Origin of the sequence: Sinomonas cyclohexanicum (assembly GCF_020886775.1) — a bacterium.
Taxonomy (GTDB): domain Bacteria; phylum Actinomycetota; class Actinomycetes; order Actinomycetales; family Micrococcaceae; genus Sinomonas; species Sinomonas cyclohexanicum.
Genome location: NZ_AP024525.1, coordinates 15,759 through 32,424, shown reverse-complemented (window position 1 = coordinate 32,424; position 16,666 = coordinate 15,759). Strand labels below are relative to the sequence as shown.

General features: G+C 65.8%; 15 protein-coding genes and 2 pseudogenes. 11 read left to right on the top strand and 6 right to left on the bottom strand.

Annotated features, from left to right (window positions below):
* Positions 1–29 precede the first annotated feature (29 nt).
* The 3 genes from SCMU_RS00155 to SCMU_RS00145 all read right to left on the bottom strand — a co-directional run bounded on the left by SCMU_RS00155 (position 30) and on the right by SCMU_RS00145 (position 4,123).
* On the bottom strand, positions 30–1,487 hold the full coding sequence (locus tag SCMU_RS00155) for a tetratricopeptide repeat protein (RefSeq protein ID WP_229230961.1): 1,458 nt from the start codon (positions 1,485–1,487) through the stop codon (positions 30–32).
* A 4-nt stretch (positions 1,488–1,491) separates the two neighbouring features.
* On the bottom strand, positions 1,492–2,766 hold the full coding sequence (locus SCMU_RS00150; RefSeq protein WP_229230960.1) for a toll/interleukin-1 receptor domain-containing protein: 1,275 nt from the start codon (positions 2,764–2,766) through the stop codon (positions 1,492–1,494).
* Positions 2,767–3,817: 1,051 nt separating this feature from the next.
* Positions 3,818–4,123, bottom strand: coding sequence for a DUF2750 domain-containing protein (locus SCMU_RS00145; protein WP_229230959.1), 306 nt, complete (start codon positions 4,121–4,123; stop codon positions 3,818–3,820).
* Positions 4,124–4,219: 96 nt separating this feature from the next.
* On the opposite strand from SCMU_RS00145, the gene SCMU_RS00140 reads away from it, so the two are divergent.
* From SCMU_RS00140 to SCMU_RS00130, 3 genes are all read left to right on the top strand, one after another.
* Positions 4,220–4,564 carry a CGNR zinc finger domain-containing protein gene (locus tag SCMU_RS00140; protein ID WP_338027580.1) on the top strand — a complete coding sequence of 115 codons (345 nt, stop codon included), beginning with the start codon at positions 4,220–4,222 and terminating at the stop codon, positions 4,562–4,564.
* 713 nt (positions 4,565–5,277) lie between these two features.
* On the top strand, positions 5,278–5,499 hold the full coding sequence (locus tag SCMU_RS00135; protein WP_229230957.1) for a hypothetical protein: 222 nt from the start codon (positions 5,278–5,280) through the stop codon (positions 5,497–5,499).
* A gap of 698 nt (positions 5,500–6,197) precedes the next feature.
* Entirely contained in the window at positions 6,198–6,521 is a 324-nt protein-coding gene (locus SCMU_RS00130) for a hypothetical protein (protein ID WP_229230956.1), read from the top strand.
* Positions 6,522–7,108: 587 nt separating this feature from the next.
* Here the strand turns inward: SCMU_RS00130 and SCMU_RS00125 are convergent.
* Positions 7,109–7,405 (bottom strand): hypothetical protein, encoded by a 297-nt coding sequence (locus tag SCMU_RS00125; protein ID WP_229230955.1) that lies wholly within the window; start codon positions 7,403–7,405, stop codon positions 7,109–7,111.
* 483 nt (positions 7,406–7,888) lie between these two features.
* On the opposite strand from SCMU_RS00125, the gene SCMU_RS00120 reads away from it, so the two are divergent.
* From SCMU_RS00120 to SCMU_RS00110, 3 genes are all read left to right on the top strand, one after another.
* Positions 7,889–8,701 carry a TIGR04255 family protein gene (locus tag SCMU_RS00120; protein ID WP_229230954.1) on the top strand — a complete coding sequence of 271 codons (813 nt, stop codon included), beginning with the start codon at positions 7,889–7,891 and terminating at the stop codon, positions 8,699–8,701.
* Between the two features lie 215 nt (positions 8,702–8,916).
* On the top strand, positions 8,917–9,246 hold the full coding sequence (locus SCMU_RS00115) for a helix-turn-helix transcriptional regulator (RefSeq protein ID WP_229230953.1): 330 nt from the start codon (positions 8,917–8,919) through the stop codon (positions 9,244–9,246).
* A gap of 68 nt (positions 9,247–9,314) precedes the next feature.
* Positions 9,315–10,211, top strand: a complete 897-nt coding sequence (locus SCMU_RS00110) for a hypothetical protein (RefSeq protein WP_229230952.1) — start codon at positions 9,315–9,317, stop codon at positions 10,209–10,211.
* A gap of 146 nt (positions 10,212–10,357) precedes the next feature.
* Here SCMU_RS00110 and SCMU_RS00105 read toward each other — a convergent pair whose 3' ends face one another.
* Together SCMU_RS00105 and SCMU_RS00100 are read right to left on the bottom strand one after the other, a co-directional pair.
* A complete protein-coding gene (locus tag SCMU_RS00105; RefSeq protein WP_229230951.1) occupies positions 10,358–11,359 on the bottom strand; it encodes an IS481 family transposase in 1,002 nt (333 codons plus the stop codon).
* A gap of 179 nt (positions 11,360–11,538) precedes the next feature.
* Positions 11,539–11,916, bottom strand: coding sequence for a hypothetical protein (locus SCMU_RS00100; protein ID WP_229230950.1), 378 nt, complete (start codon positions 11,914–11,916; stop codon positions 11,539–11,541).
* 191 nt (positions 11,917–12,107) lie between these two features.
* On the opposite strand from SCMU_RS00100, the gene SCMU_RS00095 reads away from it, so the two are divergent.
* The 5 genes and pseudogenes from SCMU_RS00095 (at position 12,108) to SCMU_RS00075 (ending at position 16,475) form a co-directional block, all read left to right on the top strand.
* Positions 12,108–12,701 (top strand): DUF1214 domain-containing protein, encoded by a 594-nt coding sequence (locus SCMU_RS00095; protein ID WP_229230706.1) that lies wholly within the window; start codon positions 12,108–12,110, stop codon positions 12,699–12,701.
* A gap of 33 nt (positions 12,702–12,734) precedes the next feature.
* Positions 12,735–13,577, top strand: a pseudogene (locus tag SCMU_RS00090) (IS256 family transposase); the annotation flags it as partial.
* Between the two features lie 237 nt (positions 13,578–13,814).
* Positions 13,815–15,128: an IS110 family RNA-guided transposase gene (locus tag SCMU_RS00085; RefSeq protein WP_229230190.1), complete on the top strand. Its 1,314-nt coding sequence runs from the start codon at positions 13,815–13,817 to the stop codon at positions 15,126–15,128.
* Between the two features lie 86 nt (positions 15,129–15,214).
* A pseudogene (locus tag SCMU_RS00080) lies at positions 15,215–15,751 on the top strand (transposase); the annotation flags it as partial.
* A 124-nt stretch (positions 15,752–15,875) separates the two neighbouring features.
* Positions 15,876–16,475, top strand: coding sequence for a DUF1254 domain-containing protein (locus SCMU_RS00075; RefSeq protein WP_229230704.1), 600 nt, complete (start codon positions 15,876–15,878; stop codon positions 16,473–16,475).
* The last annotated feature ends 191 nt before the right edge of the window (positions 16,476–16,666 follow it).

Genomic DNA, 16,666 nt, shown 5'->3' with positions numbered 1-16,666 from the left:
CGGCGAGACCCCTACCGTCGCTGCCACCCTTACAGGTCCTTGTACTCGAGCAGGACCGGGAAGCGCACCCGGCTGCCTTCGTCGCCGCCGATGGCGGCGAGCTCGTTACAGGCCAGCTGAGATCCGCCGCCCAGGCCAGCTGCCAGAGTCGCGATCGCTTTGGCGACTCTTTCGGCGAGGGGGCCCACCTCCGCGCGGACGCCGCCCACGGTCTTGCCGGCGTCGTCCAACGCCTCCAGGGCGCTCTGGGAGGAGTCTGCGAGGGCGCGCACCACGGCGTCGATGAGCGCACTTTCCGCGGCTTCGAATGCAAAGATGGGTGCACGGGCGGCCGTGATGCGGTGCAACGACCGGGCTTCGGCTATCGCCGTTCCCGCACGTTCTGCCTCGCCCACTGCCGCGAAGGGGATGGCTGAGTTCGCGAGGGCCCGTGCGAGGTACGCCATGTTCCTGTCCCTGTGGACGGCATAGTCCGACCGCCGTTGCTCAATGAGGGCAGCCGCGCGGTCGGCGGCACGCTCCCACCCGCCGGTCGCGGCGTCCAGACACACCAGATTGTTCTCGATCGCGAGGGCGCTGGGGCGGATTCGGCTGGCCATATGGCCTTCGGCGGGGACCATTTCAAGGGCTAGCTCGCACTGCGTGCGCGCCTCACCATAGCGTCCGGCCTCCATATAGCGGAAGGCGAGATTGTTGCGCGCGCCCAGCAAGGCTGTCCGGTCCGCTTCGGAGGCGAGAAGCTCGACAGCCTCTGCGGCCGGGGCGAGGGATGCTTCCAGCTCGCCCATCTCCCACAAGCGATTCGACAGGTTCGATAGCGCGCGGCCAAGCTCTGGGCGGGCCTCTTCGGACGGATCCTGACGCAGTTCTGCGATTCCCGCCGAAACGGCCTCGAGCGCCTTGGCATTCCACCCGGCGTCGCTGAATCGACTAGACACCCCAACCAACAGGAATCCATTCCTCGGGGCGCGCTCATCCGACGGGGAAAACCGTTTCATGAGACGCTCGGCGAGCACCGCGGCGACCTCGGACAGGGCGACAGTCTCCTCCGGGAGGAGGCCGAAGGCGCTGTCGAGATCATCGTCGAACCGGCCCGCCATCGCGGCCGACGAGATTATCGATGCCATCGCGTAGGGCGACTCGACCTGGAGGGCGACCTCCAGCGCGATCTTCAGGCGAGGCACTCCCAAGCCGCCCACGACCTTTTCCAGCTCGGCCTGAGCCGACGGCGCCGTCACTGCGGCTCGCGCCAGAATGCGCAAACCGTTCTCGTATCGGTCGTCGTCGATCAGCGCCCAAGTGCCCAGCCCGCCGGGGATCCCGCCGTCTTCGGCGACAAGCCCTGCGATCGCAAGTTCGGCGACCGCGTCGGGCTTCAGGCCGCTCGAGTAGCCCCCTACACCTGGATACACGCGTCGGAGCAGGCGTGCGAGCCGGCGATGGTCTTGCGGTGCTGCGCTGGGCTGCGCTATAGCTGCCAGACCCATTGCCTCAGACTCCCCGGGGAGGGAAGAGCGAGAACAGGGCAGCCATCCGGTCGAAGTCGACGTCGTCGAAGTGCTCGAGCCCCCCCGCCGCGGCGGCGACGCGGACATACCGTCGCTCATGGCCGAGCAGCCGCTGGATGACCCGTTCAGAGTCTTCGCTCTGCGAATCGCTGAGCACCGCAAGGAGCGCCCTCTGCAGGAGATCGACGATGGAATCGCTTTCCTCCGTCGGCATCCCAACGTCGGGAATCCGAACCCCGAGGGCATCGGCGAAGGAGCTGACGGCTGCCCGGTAGAGATCACTCGCAGTCGCGGGATCTCTTGTAAGTGGTGCCAGTTCCTGCACGACCGCTTCAGTCAGGACTGTCTCCACCTCAGCGCTCGAGCTACCAAGAGTCCGCCACCAGTCGCCAGCACTCCGGGCGAGCAGAAGGATCCGCACCGGCACATTGAGGCGGACACGGGAGAGCTGCTGGATCATCTCCGCGAGCTCGGGCCCCTTGGTCTCCGCGTAGTCCACCACCCACAGGCTCGGCTTCGAGACATGGCGGAACGCCACGGACGCGAAGTCGCGGACGAAGGCGGCATCCCATCCGGTGCCTTCAGCTTTGGCCATCAATTCCTGCGCTAGCCGGGACTTGCCGTGGCCTCCTGGAGCGGTCAACAGCCGAATGCTCAACCGCTCCTTGCGGTCAAGCCAGGAAGAGAGGCGCGCGATCTCGTCTTCACGGCCTGCGAATGGCACGATCGAATGTTCGGGGCGCAGGAGGGAGACGGGCGAGATCGCGTCCGGCGTACTAGTACTCGGCTCTGGCAGACCCGGTTCGAGGAGCCTGTTACCGGGGTCGAAGTGCGGCCGGTCGAGGTCGGGGACATGCCCGACAGCCAGGACGCCGACGAGGTCGTCGACCGTCGTGAAACCAAGCACCTGCACTGCACTGAGCCAGTAGGACCACTCCGTCGTGAAGTCCTGGGGAAATCGGATGCCCCCCAGACTCACCGGCACCAGCCGACGCCGTTCGTCGATGGCGAGTGAGACTTCCCGACGCACGTGGGGCGAGGAGATCGCGGATGCGGACAGCAGCACGACCACGGTTTCGCATTCGACTATCGCCTGGACTATTCGCAGCGCGAAGTTCTCACCCGCGCCGATGTCACGGGGGGCGAAGAATGCTAGGAGCCCCTGTTCCTGCAGGCGCCCTGCGAGTTCAGCGGCGATCGCATGGTCGTGGGATGCGAAGCTTATGAAGAAAGAACCTGACTGTCGTTGCTGCGGCATACCAAGTCCCCCCAATAGCGATCTGCCACGTGGACGCAGTATAGCCAACAGTCGGGGCGCTGCCCGCAGAATGAATTAGGCCCTGAACGTGTCGCGCCAGCACCCGGTATCGTCGAGCCGGCCACCTCCAGCGAGTCGGAGTGCCGTGCCGCGCCGATGCGGTCCGCGGCACCTCAACTCCCGAGGGCGATCCGCTCCGACTGCACCAACGCTGGCGAATGGATCTTCGCCAGGGTGGCGGCGAGGCGACGCAGGGCAGACTTGCGGGCCCGTTTCACGCGATGAGGCGCCAACAGTGTGAGGGTGTGCTCGGGCTTCCTTGACAGTCTGGGACTCCGCTTGCCTCCGGAGATTTCCTTTAATGGAGTCCTCCTGTGCGGGGGCTCGCCGATCCAGTAGCAGGGCCTGGGCGACGGCGGGCCTCCGCGGAGCATCACGGATTCCCCCGGGACGAACTGGTGGAGGCCATCGCTTACCGCGCGTGCTACTCCGACTGACCGAAGGCGACGTCCTCTTCGACGGCAATCGGGGAAGCCTCGCCAACGGCGCCAAAGGGTGGCGGGCCGAAGGCAGTTCGTGCAGCGGCGCCAGCCCCGATCCCGTCCCGGCATCGCCCGTCAGGGACGGCCAATCGGGCTTTGCAAATCAGCGACGAATCCCCCCAGGTGCGGGCCCACCAGTCACCCAGGTGCGGGCCCACCAGTCCCCAGTTTGCTGGGCCCGCATCTTGTCTTGCCAAAGCCGAGGGGCTCCCACCGGGTTTGAGCCCGGACAGAGTCTGCTGTGGGAGTGCTCGGAGTCACAGCCACCGGGCGGGGGCTGGACGAGCACGTCCTCGATCGAGGCCTGCCCCTCGAGGACCGGGCTCCTCCTGATGCTCATGTCCACGAAGCTGTGCGCTGACGCCTGGCATGTTCGGGGACTTCATCGACGTCGCGTGCCGGACGGAGAGGCTCGAGGACGGTCGTTCTTCGTCGAGGAGCCGAACTTACTGCCGCGCAGACGCGCGCGATCTGCTCCACGGCGGCCTCTTCGCGCATCCCTACCTTCATCAATGCGGGAAGTATCCGGGCGCCGCTCCAATTGAGGCCCAGGACGATCCCGTCGCGCTCGAGGCCATCGATCCAGGGGTCCGCCACTCCTCCAGGGGAATGGCCGTGGGTCCGAAGGCGCTGTACGTAGGCACATTCGAGATGACCTTCTCTGCCCTGCTCCGGAGGGACCAGAACGGCATGCTGCGCTGGCCGTCACCGTTGAGGGGAGCAGGGACGCCTCCCGAATCGCGGATCGTCCACGCCTGGCCGTGCTCGACGATCTCTTCGTAGAAGACGGCTGCCTGCGCTGCGCTGACGCTCATTTGGACAGCCTAGGATACCGGCGCGGAGGGATCACGTCGTGCCCGGAAGGTCGTCTGGCTGAGAGGGGCCTGAGGTGCCGGATTGCCTTGAAAAGTATGCGGTCCCGCGACGTGACCCCATCCCACGTCATAATGTCACTAATGGCGTGGGATGAGAGATGTGGACCGCCCTTGGTGGCCATGTCCGTCACCGACCGAACGATCAGCCGCACCGGCTCGGTAAATTCGGTGCTGTCACTGCTGGGGAGGGAGTGCCTGGAGCTCCTCGGAGGGCCGCGCCTGGCGCTCCTGCGCTGGTGCGCGGACGAGAATTGCACCCGCCCCTTCCTCGACAGGTCACACGGCCACAGACGCCGCTGGTGCGGCATGAAAGGCTGCGGCGACCGGGCCAAGGCAGCCGCCTACCGCCAACGTATGAAAACAGCTGGCCAAAGAGCGTAGGAACGTCCTTCCTTGGAAGGACTAGCGACATAGACGTTCGCTACCATCCGTACGTGCTATGCCACAATGACCCCCCTCCCGTGCCGCCCGCGCCGCCTGGCTGTCGCCGGCGTTGCAGGAACCGGGAAGACAGCCCAGTCACACGTGTACGTGATGTTCCTCAAGGGCACGAAGTTCAAGGACGGCACATTCCTCATGGACAAGGCCGAGGAATATGGCCGCCGGGAGTTCGCCGCGCACCAGGCCCGCGGCAGCGACCCCCTCGGCAGGAAAACAGCGGCCCCAACTATGACCAGTGGAAGGAACGGAGCCTGAACATGCAGAGGAAGATCGAGGCCGCGACGCTCTCCGGCCGGATTGCCGGCATGGAACGCCAGAACGATGGTCCCGACTACGAGAGGTGACGCTTTGCTTGCAGCGTGAGGCGGCCCCCAGCTGACAGGCCTTTTAGATACGACAGCCCGCGGGCTTCGTACGGTCAGGGACACCTGGCCCCACCGGACGCACCAGGTCCCTCTCAGAGGGACCTGGTGCGAGTAATGCCCGAACGGCTTTACCCAGCGCGCCTGACCCATGCAGGGATTGGGCAATTCCAGCGGTCCCGGCATATTTCAAAATGAGTCGGAGCGATTTTGTACTCGTTTATGAGCATTCCGTTTCATTGCGCACTGAGCGCGGCGGGATACGAATCGTGAAACCCTCATACTGGGGCCATGGCAGCGCAAGCAACACCATCCCCAAGCCCCACTGGCCGCCCTTCCAAGGGCCCGCGCCATACGTTCGCTGTAAAGCTGGACCTGGAGCGGGCAGAGAGGCTGAAAGAGATCATTCAGATCCTCGATACCAACGGCATTGACTACCTCTCGCCCCTGATCGCAGCCCACGTAGATGCTATCGACCTCGAAGATCTGCGAAGCAGTCGCGAGGGCGCCTGACGATCACGGCGACGGACGACCCCGGGCTCGGCCCACGCTGGGCCGTCACGAGGAAGGGTGGTGGGTTGGCTGTCGTCTGATCGCGCCCAAGGTGCGAGGCCATGATGAAGCTATTTAATCCGCCCCTCCAGCCATGACAGTCTGTCCGACCTCCTCCGGAACGGGACAAACCATGGTGTGGCGAAAGGCAAGCCAATGTCTGCCGGTGAAGAGCGACCCCAGGCATCCAGAGAACAGAGGGTCCGACGGATACGGCGCGGTATCAGGATGGCCCGGATGCGCGTCGCCTTAGACAAGGCCCGGGGACGTCCAACACCGCCCGCCGCCGTACAACTGGCACAGCTGCCCATGCCCCCGCTGCCGTCACCGCTCGACGCCCTCAAGTCCCCGGCCGGGAAGCTCCGGCGGGAGCCGGCATCACGCAGAGAAGCCGCCCTCCACCTGCGCCGTTCGATCCGGGCCGCGCGACTGGGGGTTGCCCTCGGAGGGGGAACGCGGCCGGCCGACCCCCGAGGCCGTGAAAAGACTGGCCCAGTTGAAGCTGCCGCCGCTCGAGTAGCAGCCCCAGCCTGCCTCATTCCGAAGCTCATAGCCGCGGCGCTGCGGCCGCTCCTCTTCGACGGCGACCAGGAAGAGACCATGGACGGTACCGGGGAGGGGCACGCAGAATGCAAGCAGCAGGAGACGGAGGAACAGCGATGTCCGACGAGACTGACGGCATGCCCGAGAAGGTGCACACCAGCCGGGTCGTGTCCAAGAAGGCCGCGAACCGTATCGCCGCTGCGAAGGCCTACGTTGCGGCCATGAAGAAGGCCGGGCAGGAAGCCCCAGAGTCGGTCAAGAAGCTGGCCACGATGGACGACGAGACCGGCACCATTCCCAGGAAGGTGCCCACCAGCCGGGTCGTGACCAAGAAGGCCGCGAACCGTGCCGCGGCGGCAAAGGTCTACGTCGTCGCCATGAAGAAGGCCGGGGAGGAAGCCCCAGAGTGGATCAAGGAACTGGCCAAGCGATCCAGCTGACGAACGCCACACGCAGCTGTCCAAGCTCCTCTGGAACAGGACGGACGCAGGTACAGAGAGGGTGAACCAATGGCCGCTGGCGAGTCATCCCGGACGTCGAGGGAAGCGACCGCTCGACGGATTCGGCGCGGTATCCGGGCAGCCCAGCTGCGGGTCGCCCTGGACGAGGCCCGGGGACGTCAGACACCAGAAGCGGTAGTGCGGCTGGCGCAGCTGCCCATGCCGCCGCTGCCATCGCCCTTGGACGCTCTCAGATCCCCGGACGGGAAGCTGCGGACGGATCCAGCATCACGGAGGGAAGTGGCCCGTTACCTGCGCCGTGGTGTCCGGGCCGCACAACTGAGGGTCGTCCTGGACGCTGAACTCGGCCGGCCGACCCCTGAGGCGGTGAAGAGACTGGCCCAGATGAAGCTTCCGACACTGGAATAGTCTTCCGATTCGTTGAAGAAATCCCTCAGGTGCCGGCGTCCCATTGATCCGGGGAGGGCAGGCAAGCGTCAGCCTTCGCTCATAGGCGGGAGATCGACCCCTGAAGGTGTGGCTGATCCTGATCATCGAGAGGCCGGTCCTGGAGCACTGTCTGCGCCTCACCCGCCGTAGGCGTCTTCCATCAGGGCCTTGGCTGCCGCGGCGGCGTCCTGGAAGCGGTCCTCACGGATGGCCTTCAGCGGCGTCCCGTAGTCCAGGCGCGGATTCACGGACGTGGCCCAGGCCTGGGTGACATTGCGCCCCTCGGCGGCCTCGACCCCGTGGAGCAGGTCGTAGGCGAAGCGGAGGCGCTGCTGGGCCGGCTGGGTGGGCTCGAGGTCCCCGCGGGCCCACTTGCGCACCTGCCCCGGGCCTTTGACCCCAGCCATCGACGCGACGAGCTTGGATCCGAGCATGTCGCAGAGGCTTTGGGCCACCGCGGCGATGTCCAGGCAGACATGGCCCGCGCGGTCCTGCGGGCCTTCTTGCGTGATGTCCCCTTCCTCGGCATCATCACCCTACTTCGGTTGCCCGGAAACTACGGGACTTGTGCCGGGAGCATGGTACCTGGACGGCGCGACCAGCCCGATCACCATTGGCCGCCGGCTCGCTCTTCGAGTGCGGCGATGACTTTGGCGGGTTCATGTAGGTGGTCGACGGGGCGGCCATGGTCCTGGTCTTCCGGCCTGCGCCCCACAGTCGGCGCGGCGGTTGCACTTGGGGTACGTTCACCCGGCATCTCATCGCACGGGGTATGGGCCCCTCCGGCTCGCCCGAGCCTCGGCGTGGGGCTGGTCTGGTGGAGCTGAGTGCGTTGACGGGCTGGCTGCCGGGAACCCCATTGTCTGGGGACTGCCCGGCACTGATAAATGTCAGGACTGTGAAGTACAGTGTGAACCATGACAGACAGGGACCGCTTCCGCCCGTTCACCGGAGATACATCCAAGAAGGTCCGACTCCAGTCGAACCCGCTAGCTCTTGTTCTTTGCCAGATCCGCTGGCCAGAGTTCGGTCATCTTCAGACAGATCTCAGGTCGATCGCCCTGTCCTTCGGAGCGGCTCTGCCCGACTACCCCATCTTCGAGGAAGTACGGGAGATGGCCTATCAAATAACGCCTGAGGGAGTCCAGCAACATCCCGGAGACACCCTATTTCACTGGACCTCGGTCGACCGCAAATGGCATGTAATGCTGAGCAGACGCTTCGTAAGTCTCTTCGCCACGACCTATGAAGAATTCGACGAACTCGCTTGCCGGCTACAAGATCTCCTTGAGAATGTGGCTGTCCACGTCAAAATTCCCCTCGTTGAGCGAGTGGGCGTTCGTTATGTCAATCGTCTTTCTAACCCAGACGTCCTTTCTGACTTGGGTGGGTACGTCAGACCTGAAGTTCTGGGGTACGCGTCCCTCGCCCCCGTGTCGAGGGACGTCGTCGTCACAAGCAGCACCAATCAGGTCCAATATGCAATTGGCGATATTGGGCTACGAGTTCGGTCCGGCGTTCTCCCCGCCAATGAAACAGTAGATCCGGCCGTTTCACCTCTCCCGTCACCCTCTTGGGTTCTAGATCTAGATGCCTTCTCGGAGGAAATGATACTCTTTGATCCGAAAGCTATAATTCAAGTGGCAGGAAAGCTGTCTGACACCGCATACGATTATTTCAAGCTTGTTATAACGGAGGGCTTTGTGAGTGCCTTCGGAGGTGCTGGGTGATTACCTCGTCTGGATTAGCCACGAATGATCCTCACCTTTCCAGCAGGAAGCTGCCGGTGTCTCTGGTTTGGGGACTCGCGATCGCCGTGACCACTGGGTCCTACATTGTCCCGCCAGAATCCCCTTGGACAGTTACCTCCGGCGGGCCGCAGCCAGCTGCGCACCACTGGTCTACTACTTCGCAGCCTCAACTGGTTGAAGTCACAAGATCCGAGATGGAACGCACCCCTGCGAAGCTGCTCGCCGAATTGCGGATCCTGTCCGGTATGACGGTTGATCAACTGGGCAGACTCATGGGCGTCTCCCGGCGCTCGGTCCACAACTGGCTAAACGGTGGCGCGATGTCCGCGGCACATGCCGAGCGCCTTGCGACCCTCACGGATATGGTCAGCAAGCTTCCTGCTGAGACGCCTCTCCAGCGTCGAGCAGCCTTACTCGACTCATCGGGGGGCCAGAGTCTGTTTCATCAGTGGATCAGCACCCTGCCCACGGATGCCCAGCTCCAGGCAAGCGCAATCTCTGCGCGTGATCGTGTTTCACTGTGAGCACGGAGGAAATAATTGAACTAGTCAATCCTGGCTGCCTAAACCTTCGGCAAGGGGACATTGTTGACATGCAAGACCTTGTCTTCATGGGTGAGGATTTCCATTACTCTGAAGAAACTCCCTTTGGGGTGGCCATCCTAAGCCAAACTTGCGACCTCGTGCAGGCCAGCAAAGAACGGTGTCTCGTCGCTCCCGTGCTTGAACCGACCGATAAGATTGTGTCGGACGCCAAGAAGGGTCGAAAACCACTTCATCTCTACCTTGAGTCGGCGGACCTTGGTTCCCAGCATGTAGCCGACATGGAGAGGGCGACTTCAGTACCGAAGTCCCGACTCGTAGGTCGGCGCCTGCTCGTGCGGAGCGTGGAACAAGCAAGCAGCAGTGAAGCCCGAAAACTGGGTTGGAGAATTGGACGTGCGTTCAGCAGGTTCCCTTTTCCAGACGAGGTTTACCCTGTCTTCAACAGACTGCGGAAAAAAGCGCAGGACAGGGCCGGCAGTCAAGGCGCCTTCGGACAGGTGCTCGACTTAGTCGCCGATATGCGTGTTTCTTCTGACCAGTGGGCCTCCCCCGGAAGGAATCTAACTCTTCATATCATTGTCCCAGAAGCCCACCTGATCCCAGATGACGAGGCTGATCCAGCTTGGGCTTGGGGGATTGATAGAGTTCGGGGGCTGAAGCAGGGCGAGATTGAGAAGAATCTCGAGATAAATCGCGTGTGCGAACTGATTCTGCAGAACGTTACCCATGACGGGACGACGCTCCTCCACCTGTGGCGTCGGTTTGGGCAAACTGTTCAGCAGACGCTACTCCAGCCGGCCTTGGACAACGCGGATGCCCTCGAGGAGGTCCACTCCTTCGAGGTGGAGGTGTTATCCGACGTGGATATGACCTTCAAGCAGTTGAACGCAACAGAGAGTCTCGACCTAGAGGTACTGTCCAGCAGTGCGATTCAGGCGGAATGAAGCGCTCGCAAGGTGCCTTTCCGACAAGTAACCAAGGCGAAATGGGCGGATCGAAAGCTTGGCGGGTCGTGCCTCTAGGCGTTCGCTGAAGGATCCTTCTACGACGAGCGGCGGGGCCGACGTACAGTTTCTCCCCGGAGACCGGACTAGATGTATGAGGCCATGACGTTGGTGACGCGGGTGCGGGCCTTGGTGGCTGGTGGCCGGTTTCCCACGGCAGTGTGTGGTCGATGGTAGTTGTAGTGGACGTTCCAGACCGAGAGGGCCTGTGCGCGCTGGTGTTCTGAGGTCCATTCGCGGGCGTAGAGGAACTCCTCGGCCAGGATCCGGTTGTAGCGCTCGACCTTTCCGTTGTGCCGTGGGGTGTACGGGGTGATGCGCTGGTGCCGGGCGCCTTGGAGGACGTGGGCGAAGTCGTGGGCGCGGTAGCAGGAGCCGTTGTCGGTGACGATGCGGTGGATCCAGGTGATCCCGTGCGCGGCGAAGAAGGCCTTGGCCCGGGTGACGAACCCGATCGCGGTGGCGGCCCTCTCGTCCGGCAGGGCCTCGGTGTAGGCCAGTCGGGTGTGGCCGTCCACGGCGGAGTGGAGGTAGACGTACCCGGCCCGGGCTCCCTTGGCCTTGGCCCGCTCGGCGGCCTTGGCCTGGGCGCTGCCGCGGCCGTGGACGCGGTGGCCGCCGCCGTCGGGGATGCGGCCGACCTTCTTCACGTCCACGTGGACCATGTGCCCGGGCCAGCGGGCGTGGATCCGCTTCGGTTCCCGGTTGGACTCGCCGTTGGGGTCGATGAAGCGGCGCCGGTTCAGTCCCAGATGGGCCAGGTGCCGGGACACGGTGCGGGTGCTGATGCGGATGCCCTCGTTGCCGAGCTCGTGGGCGATGCGGGCCGCAGACCACTTCCTCTCCCGGCGCATGGCCTCGATCCGGACCACGACTTCGGCCGGGGTGGCGGTGGGCTGGCGCCTGGGCACCGAGGGCCTGTCCTGCAGGCCCAGCTCGCCGTGCCTGCGGTAGCGGTTGACCCACGTGGACGCGCAGGCCCGGGAGATGCCCATCTCGGCGGCGACGTGGGCGATGGGGCGGTCCTGGCAGCGCTTCACCAGGCGCCGGCGGCCTTCCAGGGACAGCGGGGCATTACCGTGGGTCATAGACGGGTCTTCCTTCGGTCGGGCGAGTTCTTTGGCGATTACTCATCCTGCCGGGGAAGGCCCGTCCCCTTCACCCCGACCCGCGCCCGAGCGTCAGCAACCTCATGACCCGCAACAACTAGAGGGCTGCTGTGACAGTTCACGGCCAGAAGCGCCGGTCCTGGAGCACTGTCTGCGCCTCACCCGTCGTAGGCGTCTTCCATCAGGGCCTTGGCTGCCGCGGCGGCGTCCTGGAAGCGGTCCTCGCGGATGGCCTTCAGCGGCGTCCCGTAGTCCAGGCGCGGATTCACGGACGTGGCCCAGGCCTGGGTGACATTGCGCCCCTCGGCGGCCTCGACCCCGTGGAGCAGGTCGTAGGCGAAGCGGAGGCGCTGCTGGGCCGGCTGGGTGGGCTCGAGGTCCCCGCGGGCCCACTTGCGCACCTGCCCCGGGCCTTTGACCCCAGCCATCGACGCGACGAGCTTGGATCCGAGCATGTCGCAGAGCCCCTGGGCGACCACGGCGATGTCCAGATAGACCGATCCTTGGCCTGCAGGCTCAGACTGCGACTGCGACATCTTGAAATCGTATATTGGGTATCTGCGTGGCTGAATTAGCCGGGGGTCTTGCCGGTTTGGCGCCGCAGATGCCGCGCGCGACGTGGAAAGGCTGGAGAAAACGATAAGCGTAGTGGGCTAACGCTGTCTGGAAAGGAGCGCGCGCTACTCGGCGCATCGGTTCTCGCGTCGCCCAGTGTGAGGATGGATGCATGACCACGGCAGCGGCCCCGAAGAACCCGCGGCAGAACGTCCTCCGCTTCCTCTGGCGCCGCAGCATCCCGCTCGACATCATCCAGGGCGTGCTCATCGGTTTCGGGCTGTCCCTCCTGCTCGCGTTCGCGCTCATCAGCGTGCAGGCCCAGGCGATGATGACGACGGTGAACGGGTGGAAGACCACGCAGGCATGCGGGGTTCCCGGTAGCTGGCTGGTTGAGGCTGCCTGCGCGGACACCCTGCCCGCTGTGAATGCCCCGCAAGAGGCGGTCTACTGGCAGGCGACCGTCGATGCGAACGGCGCGAAGCTCGACGGCTCCAAGGACTACGTGATCCATTTCCCGGCGGGCGGCCTGCCGCCGGTGAGCGCGTTCTGGTCGATCACGATCGCCGACTCGAACCGGCTCATGGTCGAGAACCCGGCGCACAGGTACAGCGTCAGCGATCGCTCCGGCCTTCAAAAGAACCCGGACGGCTCGATCGATGTCTATCTGCGGCCCACCGCGCCAGCCGGTCACGAGGCGAACTGGCTGCCGACCCCGGGCGGCGGCTTCATGCTCTGGCTCGAGGGTGTCAGATGGTTTGTGTGAGGGCGGTGTCCCTGAGAGAAAGCCGAGACACTGATGAGCATGGTCAGCAAGGAAGAGCGGCAGGAGCGCCGCAGGGCCCAGCGTGAGGGCGTGGAAGCGCTCGAGGCGTCGGGGGCGCTGGATGAGCTGTACTCGATGATCGATGCCGGGCAGGTCCAGCTCGAGGGCAGGGACGGGCTGATCCAGCAGCTGATCAAGGCCGGCCTCGAGCGCGGGATGCAGGCCGAGCTGTCGGACCACCTCGGGTACGAGAAGGGCGACCCGGACGCGGCGCTGTTCCCGAACTCGCGCAACGGCTCGTTCCCGAAGACGGTCGGCACGATCGCCGGGGACGTGGAGCTCGCGGTCCCGCGGGACCGGGACGGGACCTTCACACCGATGCTCGTGCCCAAGGGCGCCCGGCGCCTGTCCGGGCTCGATGACATGATCATCTCCCTGTACGCGGGCGGGATGACGGTGCGCGACATCGAGCATCACCTCGTCTCCACGGTCGGCACCGAGGTCAGCCGCGAGACGATCTCCAAGGTCACCGACGAGGTCCTGGACGAGGTCCTGGCCTGGCAGCGCCGGCCGCTGGAGTCCTTCTACCCGGTCATCTACCTGGACGCGATCGTGGTCAAGGTCCGCGACGGGGCGCACGTGCGCAACAAGGCCGCGCACATCGCGGTCGGGGTGGACATGGACGGGATCAAGCACGTGCTCGGGATCTGGGTCCAGGCCGCCGAGGGCGCGAAGTTCTGGGCCGGGGTCTGCGCCGAGCTGGCCAACCGCGGCGTCCGGGACGTGCTCATCGTCTGCTGCGACGGGCTCACCGGCTTCCCCGAGGCGATCGAGGCGACCTGGCCCGAGTCGCTGGTGCAGACCTCATCTGTCCACAATGGCGGTGGCCGAACCGTTCGGCCAGCCACCTGCGCCGTGGCGGTCAGAACCCTTGCAGACGCGTCGCCCTCGAGGCCCACATGCAGACCCGTTCGGCCGCCGCGGGGCAGAATCGTGAATCAGCCAGCGGGAGATGCGACGCCGGTGCGGCGATCGCCGAGATGAGGTCCTGACGCGAGGCTGCCGCGCATCCCCGGCACAGGTGGGTTCAGTCCGAGAGGAAGGACCTGCGGTATGACAAGTACTGAACTGGCTACCGCTGCCGGGACCCCCGAGGTGTTCGCCGGCGTGGACTGGGGCGGTGCGTTCCACCAGCTCTGCCTCGTCGACTCGACCGGGGCCACGCTGCTGCAGAAGCGCTTCCCGCACACCGTCGAAGGCCTTGCCGGGCTGTGCGCCGCCCTTGCCGCGGTCGCTGGCGTGGTCCGGGTCGCCATCGAACGCGCCGAAGGGCTCCTGGTCGAGCGGCTGCTCGAGCTGGCCGTGGAGGTCTACTGCATCTCCCCGAAGGTCTCCGCCCGGTCCCGGGAGCGCTACCGGATGGCCGCGAAGAAGTCCGACGCGTTCGACGCCTTCGTCCTGGCCGACAGCCTCCGCCACGAACACACCCATTGGCGCCCGATCCGACCCGCGTCCCAGACCCTGATGCGCCTGCGCGCCGTGATCCGCGACCGCGAGCGGCTCGTGTGGCGCCAGCGCGACCTGGAGAACCAGCTCCGGGCGGTGATGGAGTCCTACAACCCTGCGGTCCTGCACCTGTTCTCCAGCCTCGACCGGGACATCTCCCTGCAGTTCATCAGGCGCTACCCACAGCCCGCCCAGGCCGCCCGCGTCGGGGTCAAGCGCATGGACGCCTTCATCACCGCCCACGGCTACTCCGGGCGCACCAGCGCCGAGACCCTCGTGGAACGCCTCCGCCCCCACCTGCTCGCCGCGGGCGAGGGCACCAGCGCCGGCCGGGCGTTCACCGCAGTGCGGATGGCCGAGGAGCTCTCCCTGCTCAACGGGCACCTGCGCGAATACGACACCGAGATCCGGGCACTGCTCGCCGCCCACCCCGACACCCGGATCTTCACCGCCTTCCCCGGCGTCGGCCCCGTCACCGCCGCGACCCTCCTGGCAGGGATGGGCGAGGACCGCGACCGGTACCCCTCCGCGGCGTCGCTGCTGGCCGAGACCGGGCTCGCTCCCGTCACCCGCGCCTCCGGGCGCACCCGCCAGGTCCGCTTCCGCTACGCGGCGAACAAGCGCATGCGCCACGCGATCGACTGGTGGGCCTTCGTCGCCGTCCGCGAGGACCCCCACTTCACCGGCGAGCACTACCGAAGGGCCCGGGCCGCAGGCCAAGGCCACCACCGCGCACTGCGCGGCGTCGCAGCCCGCTGGGTCCGCATCCTCTGGCGCTGCTGGCACGACCGCACCGAATACGACCCGGCCCTGCACCCCCTACGCCGGCAGGCCCTCGAAGCCGCCGACCACGCCCAGGACACCGGCCCCATCCCCCAGCGCACCGCAGAGGAACACCTGGCACTGCCCGCCGCGAGCTGAGCCCACGCACACCCCCAGCGGACGGGAAGCCCCCGCCCGCCGATCAGCCCTGCCCCCCGCGACCCCCATCCGGACCCCAGGGGTTGACAGCGGGAGTCTGCGTGGTGCACCTGATCCGGGCCTCGATGCGGTTCGTGGCCTACGGCCAGCGCAAGGCCGTCGCCGCGGCCCTCAAGACGGTCTATCAGGCCCCGAACGAGGCCGCCGCGAAGGCGGCCCTGGAGGAGTTCGCGGCCTCCGAGCTGGGGAAGAAGAACCCCAACACGGTCCGGGCGTTCCAGGACGCCTGGGAGCGGTTCATCCCGTTCCTGGCGTTCCCGCCGATGCTGCGCCGGGTCATCTACACCACCAACGCGATCGAGTCGCTGAACTACCAGCTGCGCAAGGTCATCAAGAACCGCGGCCACTTCCCCTCCGACGACGCGGTCGTGAAGCTGCTCTGGCTCGCGATCTGCAACATCGAGGACAAGCGCGCCCGCGAACGGGCCAAGGAGCGCGGACTGCCTGCAGACCGGCGCAAGGCCGACGGGCGCCTCGTCCAAGGCCAGGTCACCACGAACTGGAAGCAGGCCCTGGCCCAGCTCGCCCTGGCCTACCCTGAACGCATCAACCCCTACCTCTGAACCAAACCGGAGACCGACCACTCACACAAACAACTTGACACGCTCTCTGGCTCCGCGCCTACGAGCCGGGGCCCTCGGTGCTCGACGGGACGTACCACCCGCCGGCGGTCACCGAGGCGCAGTCGTGACCGCGCCAGTCGACGGTGCGGGGCGCCGCCGCATGAAGCCGTGGAAGAAGCATCTGCTGATCTTCCTCGCGACGGTCGCCGTGACGCTCGCCGGCGGCACGACGCTCCTGATCAGGTACGCGCCGCCGCTCGTGCTGAACTCGGCGCACAAGGCTATCTCGGCCGGCCTCGGGAACGGTGCGAACACTCCCGACAACACGCTCTACACGGTCCCGTACCTCGCCTCGCCCGAGACTGCGCACGGGAACAACTGGCTCCTGGGCGGGAACCAGGACGGGCTCTACACGGTCGGCTGGCTCGATCTGTCGAAGGGACCCGAGCTGCTCACGATCCCGGAGATGGGCAGCCGCTACCACAACGTCGAAATCGTCGCACCCGCGACCGGCGTCGTGATCGCGAACCTCAAAGCACCCGGAACGACGTTCATCGCGGCCGCGGGTCACGTGACCGCGGCCCCGCACGGGATGAGCGTCCTCGACGCGCCCGGGAAGCAGGTCCTCGTCATCGGGCGGACGCTCGTGGAGAACAGCGCCGACCTTCCTGCTGCCCTGGCCCTCGCGCAGCAGATCCGAGTGACGCCATACGCAGGTCAGTGACGCGCTCTCCCATGCAGGCCTCCGCTCTCTCGGCCGGGGCGCATCTGCAGCGCACTCTGGCTTAGGTCTTCTGGCACCACCGCTGCGAGGCCCGTCGCCAACTTCAGCCAAGCAGATACCCAATAATCGTATTCTGTGGCAGCCCAATGATTCTCTGATTCCCAGCATGACCTGTCGATCAGCGGAAAGGG

Bases quoted from the DNA above. Each gene is read 5' to 3' on its own strand.
- SCMU_RS00155 (WP_229230961.1), bottom strand. From the start codon at position 1,487: ATGGGTCTGGCAGCTATAGCGCAGCCCAGCGCAGCACCGCAAGACCAT.
- SCMU_RS00150 (WP_229230960.1), bottom strand. From the start codon at position 2,766: ATGCCGCAGCAACGACAGTCAGGTTCTTTCTTCATAAGCTTCGCATCC.
- SCMU_RS00145 (WP_229230959.1), bottom strand. From the start codon at position 4,123: ATGAGCGTCAGCGCAGCGCAGGCAGCCGTCTTCTACGAAGAGATCGTC.
- SCMU_RS00140 (WP_338027580.1), top strand. From the start codon at position 4,220: ATGCGGTCCCGCGACGTGACCCCATCCCACGTCATAATGTCACTAATG.
- SCMU_RS00135 (WP_229230957.1), top strand. From the start codon at position 5,278: ATGGCAGCGCAAGCAACACCATCCCCAAGCCCCACTGGCCGCCCTTCC.
- SCMU_RS00130 (WP_229230956.1), top strand. From the start codon at position 6,198: ATGTCCGACGAGACTGACGGCATGCCCGAGAAGGTGCACACCAGCCGG.
- SCMU_RS00125 (WP_229230955.1), bottom strand. From the start codon at position 7,405: ATGCTCGGATCCAAGCTCGTCGCGTCGATGGCTGGGGTCAAAGGCCCG.
- SCMU_RS00120 (WP_229230954.1), top strand. From the start codon at position 7,889: ATGACAGACAGGGACCGCTTCCGCCCGTTCACCGGAGATACATCCAAG.
- SCMU_RS00115 (WP_229230953.1), top strand. From the start codon at position 8,917: ATGGAACGCACCCCTGCGAAGCTGCTCGCCGAATTGCGGATCCTGTCC.
- SCMU_RS00110 (WP_229230952.1), top strand. From the start codon at position 9,315: ATGCAAGACCTTGTCTTCATGGGTGAGGATTTCCATTACTCTGAAGAA.
- SCMU_RS00105 (WP_229230951.1), bottom strand. From the start codon at position 11,359: ATGACCCACGGTAATGCCCCGCTGTCCCTGGAAGGCCGCCGGCGCCTG.
- SCMU_RS00100 (WP_229230950.1), bottom strand. From the start codon at position 11,916: ATGTCGCAGTCGCAGTCTGAGCCTGCAGGCCAAGGATCGGTCTATCTG.
- SCMU_RS00095 (WP_229230706.1), top strand. From the start codon at position 12,108: ATGACCACGGCAGCGGCCCCGAAGAACCCGCGGCAGAACGTCCTCCGC.
- SCMU_RS00085 (WP_229230190.1), top strand. From the start codon at position 13,815: ATGACAAGTACTGAACTGGCTACCGCTGCCGGGACCCCCGAGGTGTTC.